Below are 22706 nucleotides of genomic sequence, written 5' to 3' on the forward strand. Positions count from 1 at the left end.
TCGCCCGCGATCCTCGATGTGGAGGGAGGAATCGTGGCGGACACCAACCGCGGCGTCGTATACCAGGGACCGGGCGAGGTCACGGTCGAGGACTTGGACTTCCCCAAGCTCGAACTGACCGAGCAGAACGGCCGCCGGCTCCAGCACGGCGTCATCCTGAAGGTACTCGCGACCAACATCTGCGGGTCCGACCAGCACATGGTGCGCGGCCGGACGACCGCGCCCGCCGGGCTCACGCTCGGCCACGAGATCACCGGCGAGGTGATCGAGACAGGCCGGGACGTCGAGTTCATCAAGCAGGGCGACCTCGTCAGCGTCCCGTTCAACATCGCGTGCGGGCGCTGCCGCAACTGCAAGGAGCGCCACACCGGCGTGTGCGAGAACGTCAACCGGGAACGGCCCGGCGCCGCCTACGGCTACGTCGACATGGGCGGCTGGCATGGCGGGCAGGCGCGGTACGCGGTCATCCCGTACGCGGACTTCAACCTGCTGAAGTTCCCGGCCGACCGCGACACGGTGATGGCCAAGCTGCCGGACCTGGCGATGCTGTCGGACATCCTCCCCACCGGCTACCACGGCGCCTACACGGCGGGCGTGACCACCGGGTCGACCGTGTACGTGGCGGGCGCGGGCCCGGTCGGGCTGGCGTGCGCCACCGCCTGCCTGCTGCTCGGCGCGGCCGTCGTGATCGTCGGCGACATGAACGAGGAGCGGCTGGCGCAGGCCCGCGGGTTCGGATGCGAGACGATCAACCTGTCCCAGCACGCGGACGTGGGCGAGCAGATCGAGCAGATCCTCGGCGTTCCCGAGGTGGACGCGGCCGTCGACTGCGTCGGGTTCGAGGCGCGCGGCCACGGTCCGGAGGGGGGAGAGCAGCCCGCGACCGTCCTCAACACGTTGATGGACATCACCCGGGCGGCCGGGCGGGTCGGCATCCCCGGCCTCTACGTGACCGGCGACCCGGGAGCCTCGGACGAGAACGCCCGGGTCGGGCAGCTCGGCCTGAAGATCGGGCTCGGCTGGGCCAAGTCCGAGACGCTCACCACCGGACAGTGCCCGGTGATGGCCTACAACCGGCAGCTGATGATGGCGATCCTGCACGACCGTGTGCACGTCGCCCGCAACGTCAACGCGACGGTCATCCCGCTCGACCAGGCGCCCCAGGGCTACGCCGAGTTCGACCGGGGCGCGGCGCGCAAGTACATCCTCGACCCGCACGGGCTGGTGGGCGCCGCGGCGTGAGCCCCAGGCGGGCGTCGCCGACGAGCGCGCCCGCGGCCCGCGCCGCCGTGCGGCCGGGCCGGCGCCCGTGGCCTCACGGCTTCGGGCGCCCTCGCGGATGCGGCCGCGAACCGTCGCCCGGCCGCGCCGAACTCCTTGAGGGCGCGGCCGGCTCCGCCTGCGGGCCGGTCTCGGGAGGGCGGTGACCGGTCGGTCTCGAATATGCCGCATGACGGTAAGCACTCCGCCATATAGCTGCTGACCTGCTGGAATGCGTGTGTCTCGGCCCAATGCGGGCAGACATCCCGCGCAGGTGGCCCAAGGCCTCGCGAGCCCGAACGGCTGGTCGACCCATCAACGGCACCGCCGCCCGGCTCCAGCCCCCGCACACCCTTGGTTCTTCTGCGGGTCCTGTTGGGTTCTGCGTGGACGGCCGGAGGTCTCATGGCATCGGGTTCGGATACGGCGGTCACGATCAGCGTGGTCCTGCCGGTGTACAACGTGCAGGAATATCTCCCTCAATGCCTGGAATCGCTCTTCCAGCAGGCCACCTCCGGGGTGGAGGTGGTGGCGGTCGACGACGCGTCGCCCGACGACTGCGGACGGATACTCGACGAGTATGCGCGCCGCGACCCGCGCCTGCGGGTGGTGCACCTGGACCGCAACCATGGTCTGGGCGAGGCCCGCAACATCGGCCTCGGCCACGCTCACGGGGACTATGTCTGGTTCGTTGACAGCGACGACTGGGTGACCAGCGGCGCGCTGGCCGCCATCCGCCGCCGGCTGGAGCGTGCCCGGCCGGACGTCCTGGTGTTCGACCACGCGCGTGAGATCGCGCCCGGCCGGCTGGCCCCGAACCCGTGGAGCAGGCTGCTCCGCGAGCCGCCGCCGGATGAGTCCTTCACCCTGGACGAGCGGCCGTCCGCGCTCGGGCTGATGATGACGGCGTGGAACAAGGTGATCCGGCGGGAGTTCCTGCTGGACCTGGGCCTGGACTTCGGCGATGGGTTCTATGAGGACGTGGCGGTCACCTATCCGATCCTGATGGCCGCCGAGCGCATCTCGCTTCTGGACCGCGTCTGCTACGTCTACCGTGTGCGGCGCACGGGTGCGATCACCTCGACGTCCAGCGACCGGCACTTCGAGGTCTTCGACGGGTACGGGAAGATCTTCGCCTTCATGGACGGACGATCGGGCTCGGCCGATCGTCACCGGGCCGCGATGTTCGACCGGATGATCTGGCACTACACCACGATCGCCGAGGACCCTTCCCGGGTACCGGCGGCTTCGCGGCGGCGCTTCTTCCAGCGGGTGTCACAGGAGTTCCGGGCGCACCGTCCGAGCCCCTACCGGTATCCGCGCGGGGCGCGCGGGGTCAAGTTCCGGCTGGTCGAACGCGACCTGTACTGGCTGTTCCGCGGGCTCTGGCCGCTCAACCGGACGCGGCTCGTGCTGCGCGCCGTGGTCCGGCGGGCGGGCGGTATGGCGCGCACCGGCGTCAGGCGCGCCAGGGCCGCGGCGCCCCTCGCCTACTACCAGCTGCAGAAACGGCTGCCGATGGACGCCGGGCTCGCGGTCTACGCGGCGTACTGGTACCGCGGCTACGCCTGCAACCCCAAGGCGATCTACGAGAAAGCCCGGGAGCTGGCGCCGGACGTCCACGGTGTGTGGGTGGTCGGGCCGGAGGCCGCGGGGTCGTTGCCGGCGGGCGTCGACCACGTCGTCGAGGGCTCGCTGCGCTACTTCCGCGTCATGGCCCGCGCGAAGTACCTCGTCAACAACGTCAACTTCCCGCACGCCATGTCCAAGCGCCGCGGCTCCGTGCACATCCAGACACTGCACGGAACGCCGTTGAAGAAGATGGGGCTGGAGCAGGAGCCCTATCCGGTCGGCGCGGGCACCATGAACTTCGCCCGGCTGCGGAAGCACAGCCGGCGATGGGACTACGTCATCTCCGCCAATCCGCTGTCGTCGCAGGTGTGGCGGCGGGCCTATCCCGGTGACTACGAGATCCTGGAGACGGGGTATCCGCGCAACGATCGCCTCTTCCACGCGAGCGCCCAGGACATCGACCGCATTCGCCGTGACCTCGGCATCGCGACGGACCAGACCGCCGTCCTCTACGCGCCCACCTACCGCGACCACCTCGACGAACTGGTGTATCCACTCGACCCTGCCGTTCTGGCGGCGGCGCTCGGCCCCCGATACGTGCTGCTCGTCCGTGCCCACTACCTCACGGGATCGACGCCGCTCCCGGCGCCTTCCGCGGATTCGGCGTCGATGCTGGACGTGTCCGGACATCCCGCCGTCGAAGATCTCTGCCTGGCCGCCGACACCCTGATCACCGACTACTCATCGATCATGTTCGACTACGCCCACCTCGACCGGCCCATCGTCATCCACGCACCGGACTGGGAGACCTACCGCCGCACGAGGGGCGTCACCTTCGACCTGCTCGCCGACCCTCCCGGTCCGGTGACCCGCACCGAGGACGAACTCATCGCGTGCTTCAAGGGCGACGAACCCGGCAGCGCGTCGTCGACCGCCAAGCGCGCCGCGTTCCGCCGCCGGTTCTGCACCTTCGACGACGGCCGCGCCGCCGAACGCATCGTCCGCCGCGTCTACCGCCAGGGCGAGTCCGACGAGCCCATCGGGATCTTCCAAGACGCCATCACCCGGTGACGATGCCCGCGGACGGGCGGCGGGATCCGAGCCCGCGGATCAGGCGCGGAGGGCGTCGATCAGGGCGTCGACGGCGGCGAGCGTGCCGGCCGTGTCGAGTCCGGTGCGGGAGACCAGCGAAAGGCCCTGGACGGTGAACAGCAGCAGCCGTGCCTGGGCCTCGGGGCCGGCGTCCTGCCTGACCTCGCCGTCGGCCTGCGCGCGGCGCAGGGCGTCGGCGACGATCCGGGTGAAGCGGGCGTGCGAGCGGGCCACGATCTCGCTGGCCTCGGCGTCGTGGGGAACGAGTTCGGCGGTGGTGTTGCCGATCATGCATCCCTGCGGAACGCCGAGGTCGGAGGCGTACTCCTGCGCCCGGACCGGGGTGGCGAGCACCTCGCGCAGCGCCGGCAGCACCGGCCCGGTTTCCAGCGCCTCGGTCAGCCGGCGCTCGTAGGTGTCCCAGTAGAGCTGGACGGCCGCCAGGTAGAAGTTCCGCTTGTCGCCGAAGGCGCCGTACAGGCTCCCCCGCTCCAGGGCGAGCGCGTCGACGAGGTCCTGGACGGACGTCGCGCCGTAGCCCCGGGACCAGAACAGCAGCAGCGCGCGCTCCAGAGCCTGGTCCTTGTCGAATGCGCGGGGGCGCCCTGTCCGTGCCATGCCCCCACGTTACGACTTTTTGACCGCGTGCACAAAAGGTCGTACGGTGACGCCCGAGGGACTTTTTGAACGATGACACGGAAGTCGGCGCGCAGGACCGCGACGGCGGACGAGAGGCGGAACGACATGGACTTCGACGGGAAGACGGCACTGGTCACCGGGTCGGGCGCCATCGGCGGGCTCGGGCACGCGACGGCGAGGCTCCTCGCCGCCGGCCGGGCGAACGTGATCATCACGGGCACCGACCCGGACCGCGGCGCCCAGGTCGTGGAGGACGTGCGGAGCGCGGCCGTCGCCGCTGGAGCGGCCGGCACCGTGCGCTTCGTTCCCGCCGACCTGGCCGACCCGCAGGCCGTGCAGCGGCTGGCCGAGGACGCCGGAGCGGTGGACGTCCTCGTCAACAACGCGGGCGTCGTCCCGTTCAGCGCGACCATCGATCAGGACATCGCCGACTACGACGCCGCCTTCGCGGTCAACGTGCGGGCGCCGTTCGTTCTGACCGCCCGGCTCGCGCCGAAGATGGCCGCCCGCGGGGGCGGCAGCATCGTCAACGTCAGCTCCACGGCGGCCGGCCTGGGCATGCCGCTGATGGCGGTCTACGGCGCCACCAAGGCGGCACTGGAATCCCTGACCCGCACGTGGGCGGCCGAGTTCGCCGCGTCGAACGTGCGCGTCAACGCCGTGTCGCCCGGCCCGATGACCACCTCCAAGGTGGTGGCGGCCATGGGACCCGACCTCGGCGGCATGGGCCTGACGACCGCGCTGAAGCGCGCCGCCGACCCGGCCGAGGTCGCCCGGGTGATCGCCTTCCTCGCCGGCGACCAGGCCAGCTACATGACCGGGGCCATCGTGGCCGCCGACGGAGGCCGGACCGCCATCTGACCCGGGCCACCCCCACCACTGCTTCCGGAACCACGCGCCTCGGCGCGAGTGAGGAGAAAGAGTCCGATGGGACGTCTCGCGGGAAAGCACGCACTGATCACGGGCGGGACGGGCGGCATCGGCCTTGCGACCGCCCGCGAGTTCCTCGCCGAGGGAGCGGCCGTCGCGATCACCGGCCGCTCGCAGGAACGGCTGGACGAGGCGGCCCGGCAGCTGGACGGCCCGCTGCTGCCCATCCTCAGCGACGCCGGCGACGTGCCCGGCCAGGCGGCGCTCGCGGCGCGGCTGCGGCAGGAGTGGCCGAAGCTCGACATCCTGATGAGCAACGCCGCCGACGTCACCCACCTCCCGATCAAAGCCTGGACCGAAGAGGCGTTCGACAGGCTCGTCGCGACCAACCTCAAGGCGCCGTTCTTCCTGATCAAGGCCCTGCTGCCGCTCTTCTCGCAGCGGGCCTCGGTCATCCTCGTCGGCTCGGTCTCCGCTTTCATCGGGCACGAGAACGCGGCGGTCTACGGTGCCGCCAAGGCGGGCCTGCTCTCCCTCTCCCGCGGGCTGACCCATGAGCTGAAGGACCGGGGTGTCCGGGTCAACGGCCTGAGCCCGGGGCCGACCGTCACCGACACGTTCAAGCCGCTCGGCCCCGAGCGGCAGGCCGCCATCTACGAGGAACTCCGGCGGACGGTGCCCCTCCATCGCCTCGGCACCGCCACCGAGCTGGCGAAGGCGGCCGTCTACCTCGCCTCGGACGAGTCCGCCTACACCGCCGGCACCGTCCTGCGCGTCGACGGCGGCATCGGAGAACTCGCCTACTGAAGGCCGCCCCACGACGGTGGACGCCCAGAACGCCCGTGGAGTGCGTTCCATCGGACGGGCTCTCTGGGCGTTCCGAGGGGCTTGTGCGGCGTCTGCCGGGGGCGGTTTCAGGGCGAGTGGGTGGGGTTACGGCGGTACGTTGGCCGGGTGGATCGGGAGGTGTTCGCCGCGCGGTTCGCTGCGTCGGCTCGGGGCGCGTGGCAGTTCGCCCAGTCACTGGTCTCGGAAGAGTTGCCGGAGCCGCTGGTGTTCCGTGTACGGCTCAACCAGTCCTATGACGGGCACGCCCCGAAACCCGGCGAGTTGAGGTTTCCGGAGGACGGCACCCATCGCCGGGCCGTCGCGCTGAACCGGTGTGACGCGGACACCGTCGTGGCCGAGTTATGGCGCGACGGTCACGTCCCCGAGTGGGTGAACGTCGCGGTGGTCAGCGAGACGGGCACGGCGACGGTCGTCGAGGTCGTGTGTTGCGGGCGCTTCACGAATGACGATTCCCGCCTCTATCACTCCGAGGAGGGGGCGCCGCCCTTCCATGTTCTCGGTCCGGCCCTGCCGCCTCGGCATGACGGCACCCCGTTCAGCATTCACACGCGTGTCGAGTGCATGCATCCTTCGGACCTCGACCATCTGGCGACGGTCTCCGAAAAGGTGTGGTCGTTCTCCCTGGTGACCGGGGAGTTCGATGATCAACGACTCTCCGCGCTGCCGGATCTTCCCTCCGTTGAGATATTCGAGCACCGGGCGTGCACGATCGGTCCCGAAGCCATGTCGGCCTTCCTTCGATTCCCGAAGCTGCGGGTCCTGCGCCTGCATCTCGGTGAACCGGGTCCCTTCCATGCCGGCGCGGGCGGCGGGCGGCTCGGCGCCCTCACCGATCTGACGGTCTCCGGACTTCCGGCGCGTCCGTGGGGCCAGGGTCTGCTGGCCGAAGCCGCCCCCAACCTGGCGAGCGTGCACCTCAGCGCGACGGACGCTCTCTGGCTGGACGCCGCCTTCTCCTCGTCCCTGCGCAGCGTGAGCCTCAGGGCGGCGAAGGTCGCCGGCTCGGCGAGGCTGCCGGCGAGGCTCGACGCTCTGACCCTCTGCCTCACCGATGCCGTCGATGAGGACGTGGTGGCGCTGCTCGACGGCGTCACGCATGTCAGGTCGCTGAGCCTTCGCGGGACACCGGTCAGCGATGCGATCGTTCCGGTCCTCGAGCGCTACGAGCTCGACCATCTCGACCTCGCCGGTACCGAGGTGACGGCCGCGGCGCTGTCCAGGTTCCGTGCCGGCCATCCCGGAACCAGGCTGATGCCGCATCGGTCCTGAGCCGGCCTTTCTGTCGAACCTGATCGACGAGTTCTTGGTGCACGCGTTCCCTTCCGTCCATGCGGGCGGCCCTGGGTTCGGGCCGAAGGTCCCGTTCCTGGAGGTGGGCGGGCGACGACACTGGAAACGTCAGGACGCGATGCCGGGAATGCCGCCGGGAGGTTCTCGATGAGGCAGACGCTCAGACTGGGCACCGTCATGGGCATCCCGGTCGGCGTGAACTGGTCGGTCGCCGCGGCTTTGATCATCGTCGCCGGCGTGCTGGCCCGGTCGATCCTGCCCGCGGCCTCTCCGGGCGTGTCCGGCGGGATCCGCTGGACCGCGGCGGTGCTCACCGCCGTGATCTTCCTCGCGTCCCTGGCGGCGCATGAGTTCGCCCATGCCGTGGTCGCGCGCCGCTACGGCGTCAAGGTCGTCTCGATCACGCTCTGGATGCTCGGCGGGGTCGCCCAGTTCGAAGGCGAGCCGCCGACGGCCCGCGCCGATCTGCGCATCGCCGCCGTGGGGCCGGCGATGAGCGGTGCGCTGGCCCTGGCGTTCGGCGGTGCCTGGGCGCTGGCGGGCGTGGCCGGAGCCCCGGCCACGGCGGTCGCCTGCCTGGGGTGGCTCGCCGCGACGAACGTCCTGCTCGCCGTCTTCAACCTGCTCCCCGCCGCTCCCCTGGACGGCGGCAGGATCCTGCGCGGGTTCCTGTGGCGGTCCCGCGGCGACCGGGTGAGCGCCGCGCACAGCGCCGATCGGGCCGGGACGGTGCTGGGCTTCGTCATGATGGGCGGCGGTCTGCTGGCCCTGCTGGCCGGCGCGTGGCTCGACGGGATCTGGCTCGCGCTGGTGGGCTGGTTCATCGTCACCGCCGCGAGGGTCGAGGACCGGTGGACCGATCTGCGGGAGGCGGCGGAGGGACGGCGGATCGCCGACGTCATGACGCCCCATCCGGCCCACGGGTGGACCTGGCAGCCCGCCGGGGACTTCGCCGGGACCGTCGCCCGGACGTCCCGCCAACCGGTCTTCCCCGTCGTCGACGCCGCCGGAGACCCGGTCGGCGCGGTCACGATGATCCGCCTGGTCCGGCTGCGTTCCGAGGAGGCCGCGACGGCCCTCGGACGTTTCATGACGCCGCTGGACCCCGACCGCGTCCTCGGCCCGGAGGAGCCCGCTTCGGCCCTCCTGAAGACGACACCGATGCGCGGCGGCCTCATCGCCGTGGTGGCGGCCGACCACAGGCTGCTGGGCATCGTCACGACGGAGGACCTCCAGCGGCTCGTCCGCGGGGGAATCGGCGATTCGCGGAGCACCGCCGCCTGATCGCCGGCATCCCGATCGCGGATGACGGCACTCACTTTGGGTAGTCGCCCTAGTGCTATGGGGAAGCATCGAGAGCAGTGGACCCGGCGGCTCGGCATCGCCACGCGAGCCGCCGCTGACCTGCGACGTCACGCCGCCCGAGGCCGGGCCGGCAGTGCGGCGCCCCGAGCCGGATGAAGTCCGCCGAGCCCGGTTCGCCCCGGGAGCAGCCACCGCCGCGCAAGCCCACGGTCCGCCTGTGGCTGCTGCTGGCCATCACCGTCCTTCTGGTGATCTTCCTGTTCGCCCCGGCGCTCCTGACCTCGCGGCAGCGGCAGAGCGAGAACCTGTCCTACACCGACTTCTCGGCCCGCGTCGACGCCGGCCAGGTGCGCAGCGTCAGCGTCGACAACAAGGGCGCCGTCGAAGGGAAGCTGACCGACGGACGCGCCTTCACCTCCCGCATTCCCACCGCGCTGAACACCTCGGACCTGGCGCAGCGGATGCAGGCCCGGCGCGTGAAGATCACTGCGACCCGGACCGGGGGCAGTCCCTGGGGCGGCCTGCTGCTGTGGCTGCTGCCGCTCGTCCTGATCGGCGGTTTCCTGCTGTGGACGAGCCGGAGGATGGCCGGCCGCGCGAGCGGTCTGGGCGCCTTCAGCCGCTCCAAGGCCAAGGTCATCGAGGCCGAGCGCCCCACCACCAAGTTCGCCGACGTCGCCGGCTACCAGGGCGTCAAGCAGGAGATCAGCGAGTCGGTCGACTTCCTGCGGGCACCCGGCCGGTACGCGATGGCGGGGGCGCGGCCGCCGCGCGGCGTGATCATGATCGGGCCGCCGGGTACCGGCAAGACGCTGCTCGCGCGCGCCGTCGCGGGGGAGGCCGAGGTCTCGTTCCTGTCGGTGACCGGGGCGTCGTTCGTCGAGATGTTCGTCGGCGTGGGCGCCTCCCGCGTCCGCGACCTGTTCACCGAGGCCCGCAAGCGCGCTCCGTCGATCGTGTTCATCGACGAGATCGACGCCATCGGCGGCAAGCGCGGCAGCGTGCTGCCCGGCGGCGGGCACGAGGAGCGCGAGCAGACCCTCAACCAGCTGCTCGCCGAGATGGACGGCTTCGACCAGGAGAGCGGCATCGTGGTCCTGGCCGCCACCAACCGCCCCGACACCCTCGATCCCGCCCTGCTGCGTCCCGGCCGGTTCGACCGGCAGGTGGTCGTCCCGCTGCCCACGCAGTCCGAGCGCGCCGAGATCCTCAGCGTCCACGCCCAGGGCAAGCGCTTCGACACCGGCGCCGACCTGGACCGGATGGCCCGCGCCACGCCCGGCTTCTCCGGCGCCGACCTGGCGAACCTCCTCAACGAGGCCGCCATCAACGCGGCGCGGGACGGCCGCGTCACGATCACCGGGGACGATCTCGACACCGCCCGCGACCGGATCATGCTCGGCCGCCGCGACGCCGCCAACGCCCTGCTGCCCGACGAACGCCGCTCGGTCGCCGTCCACGAGTCCGGGCACGCGATCCTGGCGGCGCTCTGCGAGCACGCCGACCCGGTCACCAAGGTGACCATCCTGCCCGCCGGCCTGTCCCTCGGCTCCACCGAGCAGCTACCGGAGGTCGAACGGCACCTGTACAGCCACGCCTACCTCACCGACCTGCTCACCATACGGCTCGCAGGCCGGGCCGCCGAGCTGCTGGTCTTCGGCCAGGCGTCCACGGGCTCCGCCTCCGACCTGGTCGACGCCACCCAGGTCGCCACCCGCATGGTCCGCGAGTTCGGCCTGTCCGCCGCGCTCGGACCGGTCGGCTACGCCCCCGACGGCCAAGACGGGCTCGGTACCATCGCCGCCGCGCCCTCCCCCTACTCCCCGACCACTCAACGGCTCATCGACAAAGAAGTGTCGCGGCTCCTCCGCGACGCGGAAGCCCGCGCGGTGGAGCAACTGCGCACGCACCGCGCCGCGCTCGACCGGCTCGTCGCGCTGCTCATGACAGAGGAATCCGTGGACGGAAGCGCCGTCATCGCCATCCTCCGCGACGAAGAACCCCAGGAACGCACCTAGTACTTCGTGCAGGGGCGTGTCCGCGCAGCGGGGCCGGTCCCTTACGCAGGCGGACGGTCATCGTCACCATGTCGCGAGCAAGGGGAGGAGGACGGACGCGACGGCGTGGTCGAGTTGGAGCGTGGCGGCGGTCAGCGAGCTGGTGACGAACCCGTTGCCCAGCAGCAGCAGCGGGCCGGTGACGGTGTTCTTGGCGGGCGGGGTGCCGAGCAGCGCCTCGACGCGTTGCACGACCCCGGAATCGGCGAACCCCGCCGCCGGGCCCGGCGCGGGACGGTGGGCGAGCGCGACCCGCGCGATCGTGCGGGCGACCAGGGCGCGGTCGCCGACGGCCTCCGCGGCGTCCTCGTCCGCCCAGCGCTCGACGGCGAGCCGGAGCCGGGCCTCCAGCGGCCGCAGGAACGGCAGGAGCGACGTGGCGACCGTCCCGGCCGCCAGGTAGCGGTGATGGCGGTGCCGGAGGTGCGAGCCCTCGTGCTCGAACACCACCCGCAGTTCCTCGGACGTCAGGTCGCGCAGCAGGCCGCGGGAGACCAGCACCCCGCCGCGCCGCCCCGGGACGGCGACCGCGATCGGAAGCGGCGTCTCCAGCGGACGGCGGGCGTCGTCGCCGGCGGCGCGCAGCTCGCGCGTCCACCGGGCACCGGCCCGGGACACGGCGATCAGCCCGGCGAGCGTCAGCGCGGTCACCGGGATCCCCACAGCGCCCGGCACGGGACGGTCGTCGCCGAACAGCGCCCACTCCGGCAGGTGCGCGGCGGCTCCGGGCGCCAGCGACGCCCCGTAGTTGACGGCGACGAAGACCCCGGTCCCGAGGGCGGCGACGGCGGTCATCGCGCCGGTGGTGGCCAGCAGCCGGGCCGTCCAGACCGGGTGGACGGGCAACCGGGCGAGGCCGAGGACCGCGCTCAGCGCGGCCATCAGGCCCAGGGGCAGGAACGTGAGGACGTTCACGGGTGCTCGTCCAGGCCGCCGAGGATCTCGCGCAGCTTCCGCTCCTCGGCGGCGGTGAGCGTGCGGACGAACCGGCTCAGCACGCCGCCCGGGTCGCTGGCGTGGCGCAGGTGGTCGCGCATGCGGCCGGCCACCAGCTCCGACTCGTCCACAGCCAGCCGGTACCGGTAGTGGCGGCCCACGCGGACACGCGTGACGAGCTCCTTCTCGTACAGCCGGAACAGCACCGTGTTGACCGTCGTGTACGCCAGGCCGGCGTCCAGGTGCGGGAGCAGCTCGGCCGTCCCGGCCTCCCCGCCCCGTCCCGCGAGCGCCGCCAGGACCTCCGCCTCCAACTGCCCGAGCGCCTTACGCGACACGTCACTCACCCCTCGGTTACTACAAGCGTACTAACAACCGAGATCACGGACCGGGCACCTGCCGCTCCGGGACTTGTCACCTACGGCGTGCCGGTCCAGGTCACGCCGCCGGACGGCGCGGTCGACCTCCCCAGGGGAGATGCCCGGCGCGTGACGCCGCGGGGCGCGGGAGCGCTGTCAGGTGCATGCGCCGCTTGAGGCACGGCGGCTTTTCCGCGCGGGCGGGAAACCCGGATGCCTGAGTGGTGAAGATTGCGCTAATTTGCGCGGTTTCCCCCTTTTGGTGATGGAGCGCATGATGACGTCACGTCCGTCCCCCCGCCTTCCCCGGATCGCCGCGACCGTCGCGGTGTCCGCGCTGCTGCTGAGCGCCGCGGCCTGCGGGTCCGAGAAGGACCCGGGGGCGTCCGGGAGCGCCTCGAGGTCGCCCGCCGCGGCGTCGCCGAGTGCCGGCGCGTTCGCGGGCAAGAACCCGAACCAGATCCTGCAGGAGGCGCAGACCGCGCTGCGCGGCGCCAAGTCGTTCCGGGTCGCGGGGGTCATCTCCAACGACGGCGAGACCGTCAAGATCAACCTGGTCACCGACGGCACCCGGGCCAAGGGCGTACTGACCGTGCCGGTCAAGGGCAGCAGCGTCACGATGCAGATCATCAAGGTCGGGTCCCGGTACTACTTCCGCGGCCGCTCGCTGTGGCTGAAGGCCGGCGGCCCCGCGCTCGCCGACCGGATCGGGAACCGGTGGGCGCTCGGCAACGCGCAGATCACGCTGCGGTTCTCGATCTTCGCCACGCCCGCGGGGTGGGCGAAGTTCCTCGACCCGGACGGGCCGATCACCCGGGGGGCCGACGTCGCCCTCCACGGCAAGCCCGCGGTCACCCTGAAGGACGACTCCGAGGGCCTGCTGTGGATCTCCGCGCAGGAGCCGCACTACCCGCTGCGGCTCGGCGGGGGCAATGCCTCCGGCAGCGGCAATCTGAACTTCACCTACAACGTGCCCGTCCAGGTCGCGGCACCCAACAACGCGGTCGACCTGTCCAGGGGGGCCGCGGAACTCTGACACCGGGTCCCCGGGGGAGCGGTGGCGGCGTCAGAGCCGTGCCGCGGCGGTTGCGACCACCAGGCGGCTCGCCGGGATCACCTACAGAGCCACGCGGGGTCGCACCGGTTCAGGACATGATGCAGAACGGGTGCCCTTCGGGGTCGGTCAGGACGGTCCACTCGTCCGCGCCGGGCTGGAAGTCGGGCTTGGCCGCGCCCAGCGCCTCGAACCGCCGGGTCGCCTCGTCGACGTCGGCGACCCTGAAGTCCAGGTGCGCGTGCTTGCCGGCGTCCGGCCAGCCGGGGCCCTTGTAGCCGTCGACGCGCTGGAAGGCGAGCTGGACGGGGCCGTCGCCGAGGTAGGCGCCGTCGTCGTCGCTCTGGGTGATCTCCCAGCCGGTCAGGTGCCGGTAGAACTCGGCGAGCGCCTTGGGGTCGGCGCAGTCGAGGATGATCGTGGTGAGTTCCGTGCGGACGGTCATGTCGGTGGCTCCTTGGTGTCGTCGCCTTGCCCGCTCAGCATCCGTCCCGGGGCGCCGCCGGGTCTTGAAGATCCTTGCGGGCCGTTCCGTCGTACCGGCGGCGTAGCGTCCGCGGTGTGCTGTCAGCCGTGACCCTCGCCGCCCGGCCGCAGTTCGCCGTCACGTCGGTGGACTGCCGCTCCGACCACGTCCGGTGGTCGGAGCCGGAGGCGCACCGGGACCACCGCATGGTGCTCGTCCGGCGGGGCAGGTTCCGCAGGTGGGCCGACGGGGCCGCCGCCGACCTGGACCCGACGGTCGGCTACCTGGGCGCGCCGGGCGCCGAGGAACGGTTCGCGCACCCGGCCGGCGGCGACGCCTGCACCTCGGTGAGCTTCACGCCGTGGCTCGGAGAGGAACTCACGGACAGGCCGACGGGGCACGGGACGACGGTGTACGTGGACGCGCGCGTCGACCTCGCCCACCGTCGCCTGCTCGCCGCCGCAGAGGCCGGCGATGACATCGACTACGCGATGGTGGAGGAGTTGCTCCGCCTCGTCGCGGCGGCGATGGGACGGCCGGCCGAGCGGCCGGGCCCCGCCGACCGGACGCTGGTCGCCGCGGCCCGTGAGGCGATCATCGCGGGGGCGCCGGAGGCGGCGGCGCTGTGCTCGCTGGCCCGGCTCCTGGACGTCTCGCCGTACCGGCTGAGCCGGGCGTTCTCGCGGGACATGGGGGTGCCGCTGACCCGCTACCGCAACCGGGTCCGGGTCGGCCGGGCCATGGACCGGCTGGCGCAGGGCGAATCCCGCCTCGCCGACCTGGCCGCCGACCTCGGCTTCGCCGACCAGGCGCACCTGGCCCGCACCGTCCGCGAGCACCTCGGCCGCACGCCGACCGCGCTGCGTAGGCTGCTCGCCGCCGGTCCCGCGGACGCGGGGCCGGGCGCGGCCGGCGGGCCGGAATAAAACGCGCCCCTCCCTCGGTGTAATGGTGATTACAGCGATGACGGCCAGGCCGGCCGGGCCGCGGTCCGGCGCAGGGAGGGAACGGGAGCCGATGAGCCTTCGCCAGTACGAGTACGCCCTGGCCGTCGCCGAGGAGGGCTCGGTGACGGCGGCGGCGGAGCTGCTGCACGTCGCCCAGCCGTCGGTGTCCCAGCAGATTCGCGGCCTGGAGCGGGAACTCGGCGTGCAGCTGTTCGCCCGCACGCCGACCGGACTGGTGCCCACCGTCGTCGGCCGCGCGTTCCTGCGGGAGGCGGAGGTCGCGGTGACCGCCGCGCGGCGGGCGCGGGCGACGGCGCGGGCCGGCGCCGGAGAGCTCGCCGGTGAGCTGGTGGTCGCCGCGCAGATGGGCTTCGGCACGCGGCAGCTGCCGGGCGCGCTGGGGGCGCTGCGCCGCCGCTTCCCGCGGCTGGAGGTCACCGTCTTCGAGGAGCCGAGCTCCGCCGAGCTGGACCGGCTGTGCCGCCGCGGCGTGCTGGACCTCGCGTTGATGGCGGCGTGCGACCAGAGCCCCGCCCACGCCCACCGCCTCGGCGACGAGGAGTTCGTCGTGGTGCTGGGCGCCGGGCACTCCCGCCTCGCCGCGGACCGGGTCGGGCTGCGCGAGCTGGAGGGGGAGCCGTGGGTGCGGTTCGACCGCGACAGCGCGCTCGACGCCGTGCTGCTGGACGTGCTGCGCCGCCACGACCTGTCCCCGGCCACGGCCGCCCGCGTGTCCCAGACGGCGACGGCCGTGCGCTGGGCCGCGCACGGGCTGGGGGTGACGCTCGTCCCGGCCTCCGCGGTCCCGCCGGGGCACGAGCACCTCGTCCGCCCGGTGGCCCCGGCCGTCACCCAGCCCGTCATCGCCGTCGTCCGGCAGGACGCGGGCCCGGCGGAGACGGCCCTGCTCGACCTCCTGCGGCAGGAGACCTGGTCGGCGCCCGCCTCCCTCCCGGCGGTGCGCTGACGGCCGAGAAGGGGGCGGGCGCCGCCGGATCCTGTCCGCCGGGCGTCCGGGTCGCGGTGCGTCCGGTCGGTGAGGCCGCGGCCGGCGTCAGCCCCGGGGGAACTCGCCGCCGTCCACGAAGAGGTTGCTCCCGGTCAGCCAGCTCGCCCGGCCGGACACGAGGAACAGCACCGCCTGCGCGATGTCGTCGGGCTCGCCGTCGCGTCCCAGCGGGGTGGTGGCGGTGGCGCCCGTCCCCGCGTCCAGGCGCGCCCACTGCTCCCGCGTCGCCTCGCCGCCGGGGGTGGCGACCCTGCCGGGACTCACGGTGTTGACCCGGATCCCGAACGGGGCCAGCTCCGCGGCCAGTCCCCGGCTGTAGTTCTCCAGCGCCGCCTTCGCCGCCGTGTAATGCAGGAACGGCCCGAACGGCGTGAGGACGGCGGCCGAGGAGACGTGCACGATCGTTCCCGAACGCCGTTCCCGCATCCCCGGGACGAGCAGCGAGTCCAGCCGCACCGACGCGAGGTAGTTCAGCTCCAGCGCCTCCTGCCACTCCTCGTCGGGAATGGCCGAGGCATTCTTGAACGGCTGCGCCCCGCCCGCGTTGTGAACCAGGACGTCCACCCCGCCGAGCCTTTCCTGCGCGGCCGCGGCGAGCGCCTCCGCTCCGGCCCTCGTCCGCACGTCGGCCTCCACGAATGCGGCCCCCTCCGGCACCGTGGCCGTCGCCGACCTCGCGGTCGTGAGCACCTCGGCGCCCGCGTCCAGGAACCGGCGCACGACGGCCGCGCCGATCCCGCGAGAGCCGCCCGTGACCAGGGCCCGCTTTCCCGCGAGTTCCCGCGTTATCGCTTCGGTCTCCATCGTGGTCATGCCAATGGTCCTTTCGATGGCTTTCGGCTCGCTCGACGGAAAGAGAAGCGATGCGCGCAGGTCGCGGAAATCGCGGTGAGCACGTCGCCCCGTCGAGCCGTTTCACGGTATGGCCGGAAAGGAACGAGAGGCAAAGACGAAATGACAGCAGAGGCTATAGGGGATTCCTATGGGCGTCCCGGCCGCGCCGCCAGACGACGCGGCCGCCGCGCGCAGAGCCCGGGGCCGGCGGTTCGTCCGAGGGTGCTCGGGCTCCGCCGTCAGGGGGGTCTGCGGGCTGGGGGCGCCTGATTTTAGCTGACTTCGAACTTGTGTTCGATATCTGCCGCATGGTTCTGGGTAGGCTCCCTGCGGAGAGTGGTGGTCGGCGGACGCAGTGTCAACAGGCGGGAGAGGGAAGGTGATCGGGATGAGCAAGCCTCACCGTCGCTGGAACTGGCGGCAGGTCGCGGCCTTCGCCGCCCTCGGGCGTTTCGCGCTCGAGGCCGTGCGGATCGCCTGGGAATGGCTGAACGACGACGGTCCGGGCCCGTCCCTCTGACGGGGGCCGGCGCGCGGATGGCGGACCATCGGCATGGCCGCCTTCCGGATGCGCACGCCGAGGCCGCACAGGCCGCGGGGGTGGACGCCGCCTCCGACGACGGCTGAGACTGACGAGGGTGCGACTCGAACTGATCACCATCGTCGTGGACGACTACGACCGGGCCATCGCGTACTTCACCGGGGCGCTGGGGTTCGACCTGGTCGAGGACTCGCCCTCGCTGACCAACGACGGGCGTCCGAAGCGGTGGGTCGTCGTCCGGCCGCCGGGGGCCGAGACCGGTGTGCTGCTCGCCCGCGCGGACGGCCCGCGCCAGGCCCGAGCCGTCGGGGACCAGGTCGCCGGGCGGGTGGGCTTCTTCCTGCGCGTCGACGACTTCGACGCCGCCTACGAGCGGATGGCGGCCGCGGGCGTCGAGTTCGTCACCGCGCCTCGCAGCGAGCCCTACGGGCGGGTCGCGGTGTTCCTCGACATCGCCGGGAACCGCTGGGACCTGCTCGGCCCTTCGGACGGCTGACGAGGACGGCCGACGAGGACGGGGGTCACCCTCGAGCGGGCATGGCCGGGCATGGGCGAGGCCCCTCGCGGAGTGCGCGAGGGGCCTCCGAGGCCAGGACGGGTCAGGGACGGGTGGGGGTGAGGTTGAACATCGGCTTGCCGACGAAGAGCGCCGTGCGGCCGAGCATGCCGTTGATGACGCCCGCGGCGGAGGTGTACCAGGCGACCAGGGCGGTGATCACCCCGAGGTAGCCGCCGATCTTGATCGTCGTCTCGTTGGTGGAGAAGTTCCCGATGAACAGGAGGATCTCGGTGATCTCCAGGGTGAGGAAGACGCCGAAGACCGCGAGGTTCACCTGAGTGCTCCACAGGAGCATGTACGTGTTGAAGATCGCGAAGGCCAGCAGGATCCAGCCGAGGTCGTTCGCGACCTGGTCGGCGTTGCCCTCCTTGGCGACGAGCAGGATGTAGAGGCCGAGGCCGATCCAGAAGCCGCCGTACGAGGAGAAGGCGGTCGAACCGAACACGTTGCGGTTGCGGAACTCCCACATGCCGGCCAGGAGCTGGACGAGGCCGCCGTAGCCGAGCGCGTAGCCGAGCCAGGCGTCGGTGCCGTCCGTCCACTGGGCGTTCTTGGCGGAGAGAAGGAACGTGGTGAGGGCGAACGCGGCCAGCCCGAGCGGGGCGGGATCGGCGGCCGCGGGCGGGGTCTGAGGAGTGGACTCTTGCTCGACGTAGGTCATGTTGCCTCCTCGCTGGAGTCCCCACGTCGCGGCTTGCTCGGGAGCAGGCGGGGATGGACGAGGGAACGCGGGAACAGACGTTCGGAAAGGCCGCACCGGCGGAGCAGGGACTCGCCATGCCGCATGCTGGTCCGACCTCACCGTCATGCCGTGCATCTGGCGCGAGGTTGGACGCGCGTCAGATGCGCCCAGTAACTGCGGAGACCCGTAGTGTCGCTGGCCTCGAGGCGATCATAACTCCGCATGTGTCTCAGGTCACTGTCCTGTTTCACGTCGCTTCACCAAAGAATCGCCAGAAGATGACGGACCCCCGCCGCCCGATGCGGCGTTCGGGCGGCCATGCGCTGAACATCGCGGAACATCGGTGGTCGTGGCGGTTCGCGGGGTGTTGCCTGCCTTCGACTGACCCCGGGGAAGGGACGGCGGGATGAGCGTGTTCGGTGTCGACTACGCGTGGGGACGCCCGGGTGCGTCCGCGCTGCGCAAGGCGGGGGCGGTCTTCGTCTGCCGCTACCTCTCGCACGACACGATCGGCAAGAACCTGACGGCCGCCGAGGCGCGCGAGCTGTCCGCGGCCGGCCTGTGGCTGGTCGTCGTGTGGGAGAGCACGGCGTCGCGGGCGCTCTCGGGGCGGGACGGCGGCGCCGCCGACGCGCGGGACGCCGCGGCCCAGGCGAAGGCCTGCGGGATGCCCGCGGACCGGCCGGTCTACTTCGCGGTCGACTTCGACGCGACGCCGGAGCAGCAGGCGGCGATCAACGCCTACGCGGACGGCGCGGCGTCCGTCCTCGGGCGCGGGCGGGTGGGCCTGTACGGCGGGTACTGGCCGGTCAAGCGGGCCTTCGACGCCAAGAAGATCACCTTCGGGTGGCAGACGTACGCGTGGTCGGGCGGCAACTGGGACTCTCGCGCGCAGCTCCGGCAGTACTCGAACGACCACCGGATCAACGGGGTGGGGGTCGACTACGACCGGGCCGTCCACGACGACTACGGGCAGTGGAAGGCGGGCGGCGTCTCCGCACCGCACGCCCCCGCGTGGCCCGGCCGGTACATCACGCAGCCGCCCGTCATGCGCGGCGACGACGTGCGGACGTGGCAGGCGCGGATGCGGGCGCGGGGCTGGTCCATCGCGGCGGACGGCGCCTACGGCCCCGCGTCGGAGGCGGTGTGCCGGTCGTTCCAGGCCGAGAAGGGGCTCGGCGTGGACGGGGTCGTCGGCCCGGCGACCTGGAGGGCCGCGTGGGAGTCGCCGGTCACCTGACGGGCGGGGGCGGCTCGGGCGGGGGCGGCTCGGGAAGGGTGATGCGGACGGTCGTCCCGCCCGACGGGCGGGAGCGGAGTTCGGCGCGCCCGCCGTGGGCGGCGGCGATGGCCGCGACGATGGGCAGGCCCAGGCCGGTGCCGGTGCCGCCGTGCCCGGCGCGGTGGAAGCGCTCGAACGCGCGGGCCGCGTCCTCGGGCGCCATCCCGGGGCCCTCGTCGGCGACCTCGATGACGCCGGGCGCGAGCCGGATCGTCGCGGGCGTCCCCGGCGGGGTGTGCGCGGCGACGTTGGCGAGGAGGTTCGCGAAGACCTGCCGGATGCGGGCCTCGTCGACGTCCGCCATGAGCTCGCCGGGCGCGTCGAGCCGGACGGGATGGCCGGGCGAGGCGGCGGTCGCGTCCGCCACCGCGTCCCTGGCCAGCGCGACGAGGTCGGTCGGCGCGGGCCGGACGGCGGCCTCCCGGTCGAGGCGGGCGAGTTCGAGCAGGTCGGTGACCAGCCGGTTCATCCTTCCGGCCTCGTCCTCGATGCGGCGCATCGCGTCGGGCAGCTCGTCCGGGCCGAGGGCGCCGTGCCGGTACAGCTCGGCGTAGCCCTGGATGGTGGTCAGCGGGGTGCGCAGCTCGTGCGAGGCGTCGGCGGCGAACGCGCGGACGCGGGCCTCGGAGCGGCTGCGGGCCCAGAACGCCTGCTCGATCCGGTCGAGCATGACGTTGATGGCGGTGGCGAGCCGGGCGGTCTCGGTGCGGTGGCCGGGGCCGGGCATGCGGGCGCGCAGGTCGCCGCCCGCGGTGATCGCCTGCGCGGTCGCGGCCATCCGGTCCAGCGGCAGCAGCCCGCGGTGGATCAGCCACCGGCCGAGCAGGGCGAGCAGGGCGAGCAGCAGCGCGCCGGTGGCGACCTCGGTGAGGACCAGGTTCCGGACGGCCGAGTGGATCTCGTCCAGCGGGGAGGCGACGACGACGGTGCCGTTGCGCCAGGGGCGGGCGACGGCGCGCAGCCCGGGCAGGGAGAACGGTTCGAGCGACCGCGCGCGGGCGGCGAGGCCGGCGGTGCCGAGGTGCTCGACCTCGCTGACCGCGTGGTCCGGCGCCGGCGCGTCCCCGCTGAGCACCCGCACCCGCCCGTTCGGCCCGACCGCCAGCACCACGAACCGGGCCGGCGCCACGCCCTGCTCGGGCAGCCCCGGCCGGACCAGCCGCGCGACCGCCCGGTCGCGGGTGGCCTGGAGCTGCCCGTCCACCCGGTGCATCAGGTACCCGTGCAGGACGAGCGCGCTGACCAGCCCCATGACCGTCAGCCCGGCGAGGGTGACGGCGATCAGGCCGGCGAGCAGCCGGGCGTTGAGCGTCATGGCCGCAGCGCGTACCCCACCCCGCGCTGGGTGTGGATGAGCGGCGTGCCCAGCGGGTCGAGCTTGCGCCGCAGGTAGCTGATGTAGGTCTCGACGACCTGCGGGTTGCCGTGGTCCCAGCCCCAGACGCCCTCCAGCAGCTGGGCGCGCGACAGCACCATCCCGGCGTTGCGCATCAGGTGCGCGAGCAGCCGGAACTCCGTCGGGGACAGGTCCACCTCGACGCCGCCGCGGCGGACCGTCCACTGCCCCTCGTCGAGTTCCAGGTCGGCGACGCGCAGCACCCCGCCGGCGGGTGGCGCGGCCCGCCGCAGCACCGCCCGCACCCGGGCGATGAGCGCCTCGATCGAGAACGGCTTGGTGACGTAGTCGTCGCCGCCGAGGGTGAGCCCGGTGACGGTGTCGGACGGGGTGTCCCGCGCGGTCAGGAAGATCACCGGGACCTGGTCGCCGCCCGCGCGGAGCCGCCGGCACACCTCGAACCCGTCGAGGTCGGGGAGCATGACGTCCAGCAGGACGAGGTCGGGCCGCTCGCCGGCGGCCGCGCGCAGCGCGTCCTCCCCGGACGCGGCCGTTACGGTGGCGAAGCCGTGGAAGCGCAGCGCGACCTCGATGAGGTCGCGGATGTTGGCCTCGTCGTCCACGACGAGCACCCGTCGGTTCTCGCTCATGCGCTCCCGCCGTCGGCCTCCGGCCGGGCACCGCGCCCGGCCGCCGTCCCTGCCCCGAAACTACCTTCCGCCGGCGCCTTCCCAGGCCGGAGCGCTCGCCCCGCCCGCGCGGCCCGGCCCGGCCGGCCCGCCCGGCCCGCCCGGCCCGTGAAGGTCAGAGCTTCGCGGCCCGGGCGAGCCAGCCGGCGAACAGGTCCGGGTCGATGTCGTCCAGGGTGCGCAGCTTCACGGACGCCATCCTGCGGCTGTTCGGTTCGAGCCGGCCGGACGGGTCGTCGACGTCCTGGCCGCGCCACAGCCCGAGCGTCACGTGGTTCGGGTACGCCTTCACGAAGCAGAGCGGGTCCCGGCCGGGCGCGCCGCCGCGGCTCCAGGTCGGCTGCCCGTGCCACAGCGCCGCGTCCAGGCCCGGCAGCGCCGCCCCGACCACTGCGGCCGCCTTCTCCGCGACGTCCCTGAGCTGCGCCGGGACGGCCTCCATGTACTCCTGCACGCTGGTGAACTTCGGCATCGCGATCTCCTCTCGTCACCAACGCGTCGTCCGGCCCCGGCGCGGATCGACATCCTCCCCGGAACTTTTTCCGGGGAGTTCTCAGGAGTCAGTCCTTCTTCGGCTGGCGGACGAACTTGGCGGTGCGGGTGTCGCCGGAGCGCTCGCCGAGCACGAACACCTGTGCGCCGCTGGTCAGCGCGGACAGCGTCGACTTGCCGCCGTCCTTGCGGACGCGGGTGTCGCCGTTGGTGGTCCAGGTCCAGGTGGCGCCGTCGGCGCTGCGGACGGTGAGGGTCGTCCCGGAGATGCCGGTGATCTTTCCGCGCTGCCAGTCGGCGAGGTGGAAGCCGTCCTTGCCGCGGACGGTGGCCTCGCCGTGCACGCCGCGGACGCGGCGGAGGGCGGCCAGGCGCCTGCCGTGGCCGGGGTGCGCCTTCGGCGCCGCGGTCGTCGCGGAGGGGGAGGGGGACGGGGCGGAGTTCGCGGCGGCGGGGACGGCGAGGTACAGGCCGAGCCCGAGCAGTCCGGCGGCGCCGGCCCCGGCGGCGATGGTCTTCCTGTTGGTTCGCATGGTGGCCATTGAAGCGGGGGCGGCTGGTAGGAGCCCGGCGCGGATCCTGGGAG

At 72.8% G+C, this 22706-nt stretch carries 23 protein-coding genes; 13 read left to right on the forward strand and 10 right to left on the reverse strand.

Annotated elements, in window-relative coordinates:
• Positions 1 to 33: 33 nt before the first annotated feature.
• Positions 34 to 1242, forward strand: coding sequence for a formaldehyde dehydrogenase, glutathione-independent (gene fdhA / locus J4557_RS39920; protein ID WP_208272022.1), 1209 nt, complete (start codon positions 34 to 36; stop codon positions 1240 to 1242).
• Positions 1243 to 1665: 423 nt separating this feature from the next.
• Positions 1666 to 3903, forward strand: a complete 2238-nt coding sequence (locus tag J4557_RS39925; protein WP_208272023.1) for a bifunctional glycosyltransferase/CDP-glycerol:glycerophosphate glycerophosphotransferase — start codon at positions 1666 to 1668, stop codon at positions 3901 to 3903.
• A gap of 39 nt (positions 3904 to 3942) precedes the next feature.
• On the opposite strand, the gene J4557_RS39930 is transcribed toward J4557_RS39925, so the two are convergent.
• Positions 3943 to 4542 carry a TetR/AcrR family transcriptional regulator gene (locus tag J4557_RS39930; RefSeq protein ID WP_208272024.1) on the reverse strand — a complete coding sequence of 200 codons (600 nt, stop codon included), beginning with the start codon at positions 4540 to 4542 and terminating at the stop codon, positions 3943 to 3945.
• A gap of 72 nt (positions 4543 to 4614) precedes the next feature.
• Here J4557_RS39930 and J4557_RS39935 point away from each other — a divergent pair, with 72 nt between their 5' ends.
• The 5 genes from J4557_RS39935 to ftsH all read left to right on the forward strand — a co-directional run bounded on the left by J4557_RS39935 (position 4615) and on the right by ftsH (position 10895).
• Entirely contained in the window at positions 4615 to 5424 is an 810-nt protein-coding gene (locus J4557_RS39935) for an SDR family NAD(P)-dependent oxidoreductase (protein ID WP_208272025.1), read from the forward strand.
• 66 nt (positions 5425 to 5490) lie between these two features.
• On the forward strand, positions 5491 to 6240 hold the full coding sequence (locus J4557_RS39940) for an SDR family oxidoreductase (protein ID WP_208272026.1): 750 nt from the start codon (positions 5491 to 5493) through the stop codon (positions 6238 to 6240).
• 147 nt (positions 6241 to 6387) lie between these two features.
• Entirely contained in the window at positions 6388 to 7551 is a 1164-nt protein-coding gene (locus tag J4557_RS39945; RefSeq protein WP_208272027.1) for a hypothetical protein, read from the forward strand.
• 168 nt (positions 7552 to 7719) lie between these two features.
• Complete coding sequence (locus tag J4557_RS39950; protein WP_208272028.1) at positions 7720 to 8856, forward strand: site-2 protease family protein; 1137 nt, start codon at positions 7720 to 7722, stop codon at positions 8854 to 8856.
• 173 nt (positions 8857 to 9029) lie between these two features.
• Positions 9030 to 10895, forward strand: a complete 1866-nt coding sequence (gene ftsH / locus J4557_RS39955) for an ATP-dependent zinc metalloprotease FtsH (RefSeq protein WP_208272029.1) — start codon at positions 9030 to 9032, stop codon at positions 10893 to 10895.
• A 63-nt stretch (positions 10896 to 10958) separates the two neighbouring features.
• Here ftsH and J4557_RS39960 read toward each other — a convergent pair whose 3' ends face one another.
• Positions 10959 to 11849 carry a M56 family metallopeptidase gene (locus J4557_RS39960; protein ID WP_208272030.1) on the reverse strand — a complete coding sequence of 297 codons (891 nt, stop codon included), beginning with the start codon at positions 11847 to 11849 and terminating at the stop codon, positions 10959 to 10961.
• Positions 11846 to 12217, reverse strand: a complete 372-nt coding sequence (locus J4557_RS39965) for a BlaI/MecI/CopY family transcriptional regulator (RefSeq protein ID WP_307800484.1) — start codon at positions 12215 to 12217, stop codon at positions 11846 to 11848. The genes J4557_RS39960 and J4557_RS39965 overlap by 4 nt, the downstream gene beginning before the upstream one ends.
• A gap of 286 nt (positions 12218 to 12503) precedes the next feature.
• Between J4557_RS39965 and J4557_RS39970 the strand changes: the two genes are divergently transcribed.
• Entirely contained in the window at positions 12504 to 13265 is a 762-nt protein-coding gene (locus J4557_RS39970) for a hypothetical protein (RefSeq protein WP_208272031.1), read from the forward strand.
• Positions 13266 to 13374: 109 nt separating this feature from the next.
• Here J4557_RS39970 and J4557_RS39975 read toward each other — a convergent pair whose 3' ends face one another.
• On the reverse strand, positions 13375 to 13728 hold the full coding sequence (locus tag J4557_RS39975) for a VOC family protein (RefSeq protein ID WP_208272032.1): 354 nt from the start codon (positions 13726 to 13728) through the stop codon (positions 13375 to 13377).
• A 116-nt stretch (positions 13729 to 13844) separates the two neighbouring features.
• On the opposite strand from J4557_RS39975, the gene J4557_RS39980 reads away from it, so the two are divergent.
• Together J4557_RS39980 and J4557_RS39985 are read left to right on the forward strand one after the other, a co-directional pair.
• A complete protein-coding gene (locus J4557_RS39980; protein WP_208272033.1) occupies positions 13845 to 14675 on the forward strand; it encodes a helix-turn-helix transcriptional regulator in 831 nt (276 codons plus the stop codon).
• 91 nt (positions 14676 to 14766) lie between these two features.
• Entirely contained in the window at positions 14767 to 15663 is an 897-nt protein-coding gene (locus J4557_RS39985) for a LysR family transcriptional regulator (protein ID WP_208272034.1), read from the forward strand.
• A gap of 87 nt (positions 15664 to 15750) precedes the next feature.
• On the opposite strand, the gene J4557_RS39990 is transcribed toward J4557_RS39985, so the two are convergent.
• Positions 15751 to 16518 carry an SDR family oxidoreductase gene (locus J4557_RS39990; protein ID WP_243777106.1) on the reverse strand — a complete coding sequence of 256 codons (768 nt, stop codon included), beginning with the start codon at positions 16516 to 16518 and terminating at the stop codon, positions 15751 to 15753.
• Between the two features lie 409 nt (positions 16519 to 16927).
• Between J4557_RS39990 and J4557_RS51255 the strand changes: the two genes are divergently transcribed.
• A complete protein-coding gene (locus J4557_RS51255; protein WP_279576350.1) occupies positions 16928 to 17059 on the forward strand; it encodes a hypothetical protein in 132 nt (43 codons plus the stop codon).
• 118 nt (positions 17060 to 17177) lie between these two features.
• Positions 17178 to 17576, forward strand: coding sequence for a VOC family protein (locus J4557_RS39995; RefSeq protein WP_208272035.1), 399 nt, complete (start codon positions 17178 to 17180; stop codon positions 17574 to 17576).
• Positions 17577 to 17679: 103 nt separating this feature from the next.
• Here the strand turns inward: J4557_RS39995 and J4557_RS40000 are convergent, their stop codons facing one another.
• Positions 17680 to 18300, reverse strand: coding sequence for an acetate uptake transporter (locus J4557_RS40000; RefSeq protein ID WP_208272036.1), 621 nt, complete (start codon positions 18298 to 18300; stop codon positions 17680 to 17682).
• Between the two features lie 427 nt (positions 18301 to 18727).
• On the opposite strand from J4557_RS40000, the gene J4557_RS40005 reads away from it, so the two are divergent.
• Positions 18728 to 19561 (forward strand): glycoside hydrolase domain-containing protein, encoded by an 834-nt coding sequence (locus J4557_RS40005; RefSeq protein ID WP_243777107.1) that lies wholly within the window; start codon positions 18728 to 18730, stop codon positions 19559 to 19561.
• On the opposite strand, the gene J4557_RS40015 is transcribed toward J4557_RS40005, so the two are convergent.
• The 4 genes from J4557_RS40015 to J4557_RS40030 form a co-directional block, all read right to left on the reverse strand.
• On the reverse strand, positions 19554 to 20918 hold the full coding sequence (locus J4557_RS40015) for a sensor histidine kinase (protein ID WP_208272037.1): 1365 nt from the start codon (positions 20916 to 20918) through the stop codon (positions 19554 to 19556). The two genes, J4557_RS40005 and J4557_RS40015, sit on opposite strands and share 8 nt — an antisense overlap.
• Positions 20915 to 21589: a response regulator transcription factor gene (locus J4557_RS40020; protein ID WP_208272038.1), complete on the reverse strand. Its 675-nt coding sequence runs from the start codon at positions 21587 to 21589 to the stop codon at positions 20915 to 20917. Before J4557_RS40020 ends, J4557_RS40015 begins: the two co-directional genes overlap by 4 nt.
• 154 nt (positions 21590 to 21743) lie before the next feature.
• Positions 21744 to 22100 (reverse strand): DUF1801 domain-containing protein, encoded by a 357-nt coding sequence (locus J4557_RS40025; RefSeq protein WP_208272039.1) that lies wholly within the window; start codon positions 22098 to 22100, stop codon positions 21744 to 21746.
• Between the two features lie 88 nt (positions 22101 to 22188).
• Positions 22189 to 22653, reverse strand: a complete 465-nt coding sequence (locus tag J4557_RS40030; protein ID WP_208272040.1) for a DUF5666 domain-containing protein — start codon at positions 22651 to 22653, stop codon at positions 22189 to 22191.
• Positions 22654 to 22706 lie beyond the last annotated feature (53 nt).

Origin of the sequence: Actinomadura nitritigenes (genome assembly GCF_017573545.1) — a bacterium.
GTDB lineage: Bacteria > Actinomycetota > Actinomycetes > Streptosporangiales > Streptosporangiaceae > Spirillospora > Spirillospora nitritigenes.

Coding starts and splice junctions, on each gene's coding strand:
- J4557_RS39925 (WP_208272023.1), top strand. CDS start 1,666: ATGGCATCGGGTTCGGATACGGCGGTCACGATCAGCGTGGTCCTGCCG.
- J4557_RS39930 (WP_208272024.1), bottom strand. CDS start 4,542: ATGGCACGGACAGGGCGCCCCCGCGCATTCGACAAGGACCAGGCTCTG.
- J4557_RS39935 (WP_208272025.1), top strand. CDS start 4,615: ATGACACGGAAGTCGGCGCGCAGGACCGCGACGGCGGACGAGAGGCGG.
- J4557_RS39940 (WP_208272026.1), top strand. CDS start 5,491: ATGGGACGTCTCGCGGGAAAGCACGCACTGATCACGGGCGGGACGGGC.
- J4557_RS39950 (WP_208272028.1), top strand. CDS start 7,720: ATGAGGCAGACGCTCAGACTGGGCACCGTCATGGGCATCCCGGTCGGC.
- ftsH (WP_208272029.1), top strand. CDS start 9,030: ATGAAGTCCGCCGAGCCCGGTTCGCCCCGGGAGCAGCCACCGCCGCGC.
- J4557_RS39970 (WP_208272031.1), top strand. CDS start 12,504: ATGATGACGTCACGTCCGTCCCCCCGCCTTCCCCGGATCGCCGCGACC.
- J4557_RS39975 (WP_208272032.1), bottom strand. CDS start 13,728: ATGACCGTCCGCACGGAACTCACCACGATCATCCTCGACTGCGCCGAC.
- J4557_RS39985 (WP_208272034.1), top strand. CDS start 14,767: ATGAGCCTTCGCCAGTACGAGTACGCCCTGGCCGTCGCCGAGGAGGGC.
- J4557_RS39990 (WP_243777106.1), bottom strand. CDS start 16,518: ATGACCACGATGGAGACCGAAGCGATAACGCGGGAACTCGCGGGAAAG.
- J4557_RS51255 (WP_279576350.1), top strand. CDS start 16,928: ATGAGCAAGCCTCACCGTCGCTGGAACTGGCGGCAGGTCGCGGCCTTC.
- J4557_RS40000 (WP_208272036.1), bottom strand. CDS start 18,300: ATGACCTACGTCGAGCAAGAGTCCACTCCTCAGACCCCGCCCGCGGCC.
- J4557_RS40005 (WP_243777107.1), top strand. CDS start 18,728: ATGAGCGTGTTCGGTGTCGACTACGCGTGGGGACGCCCGGGTGCGTCC.
- J4557_RS40015 (WP_208272037.1), bottom strand. CDS start 20,918: ATGACGCTCAACGCCCGGCTGCTCGCCGGCCTGATCGCCGTCACCCTC.
- J4557_RS40020 (WP_208272038.1), bottom strand. CDS start 21,589: ATGAGCGAGAACCGACGGGTGCTCGTCGTGGACGACGAGGCCAACATC.
- J4557_RS40025 (WP_208272039.1), bottom strand. CDS start 22,100: ATGCCGAAGTTCACCAGCGTGCAGGAGTACATGGAGGCCGTCCCGGCG.
- J4557_RS40030 (WP_208272040.1), bottom strand. CDS start 22,653: ATGCGAACCAACAGGAAGACCATCGCCGCCGGGGCCGGCGCCGCCGGA.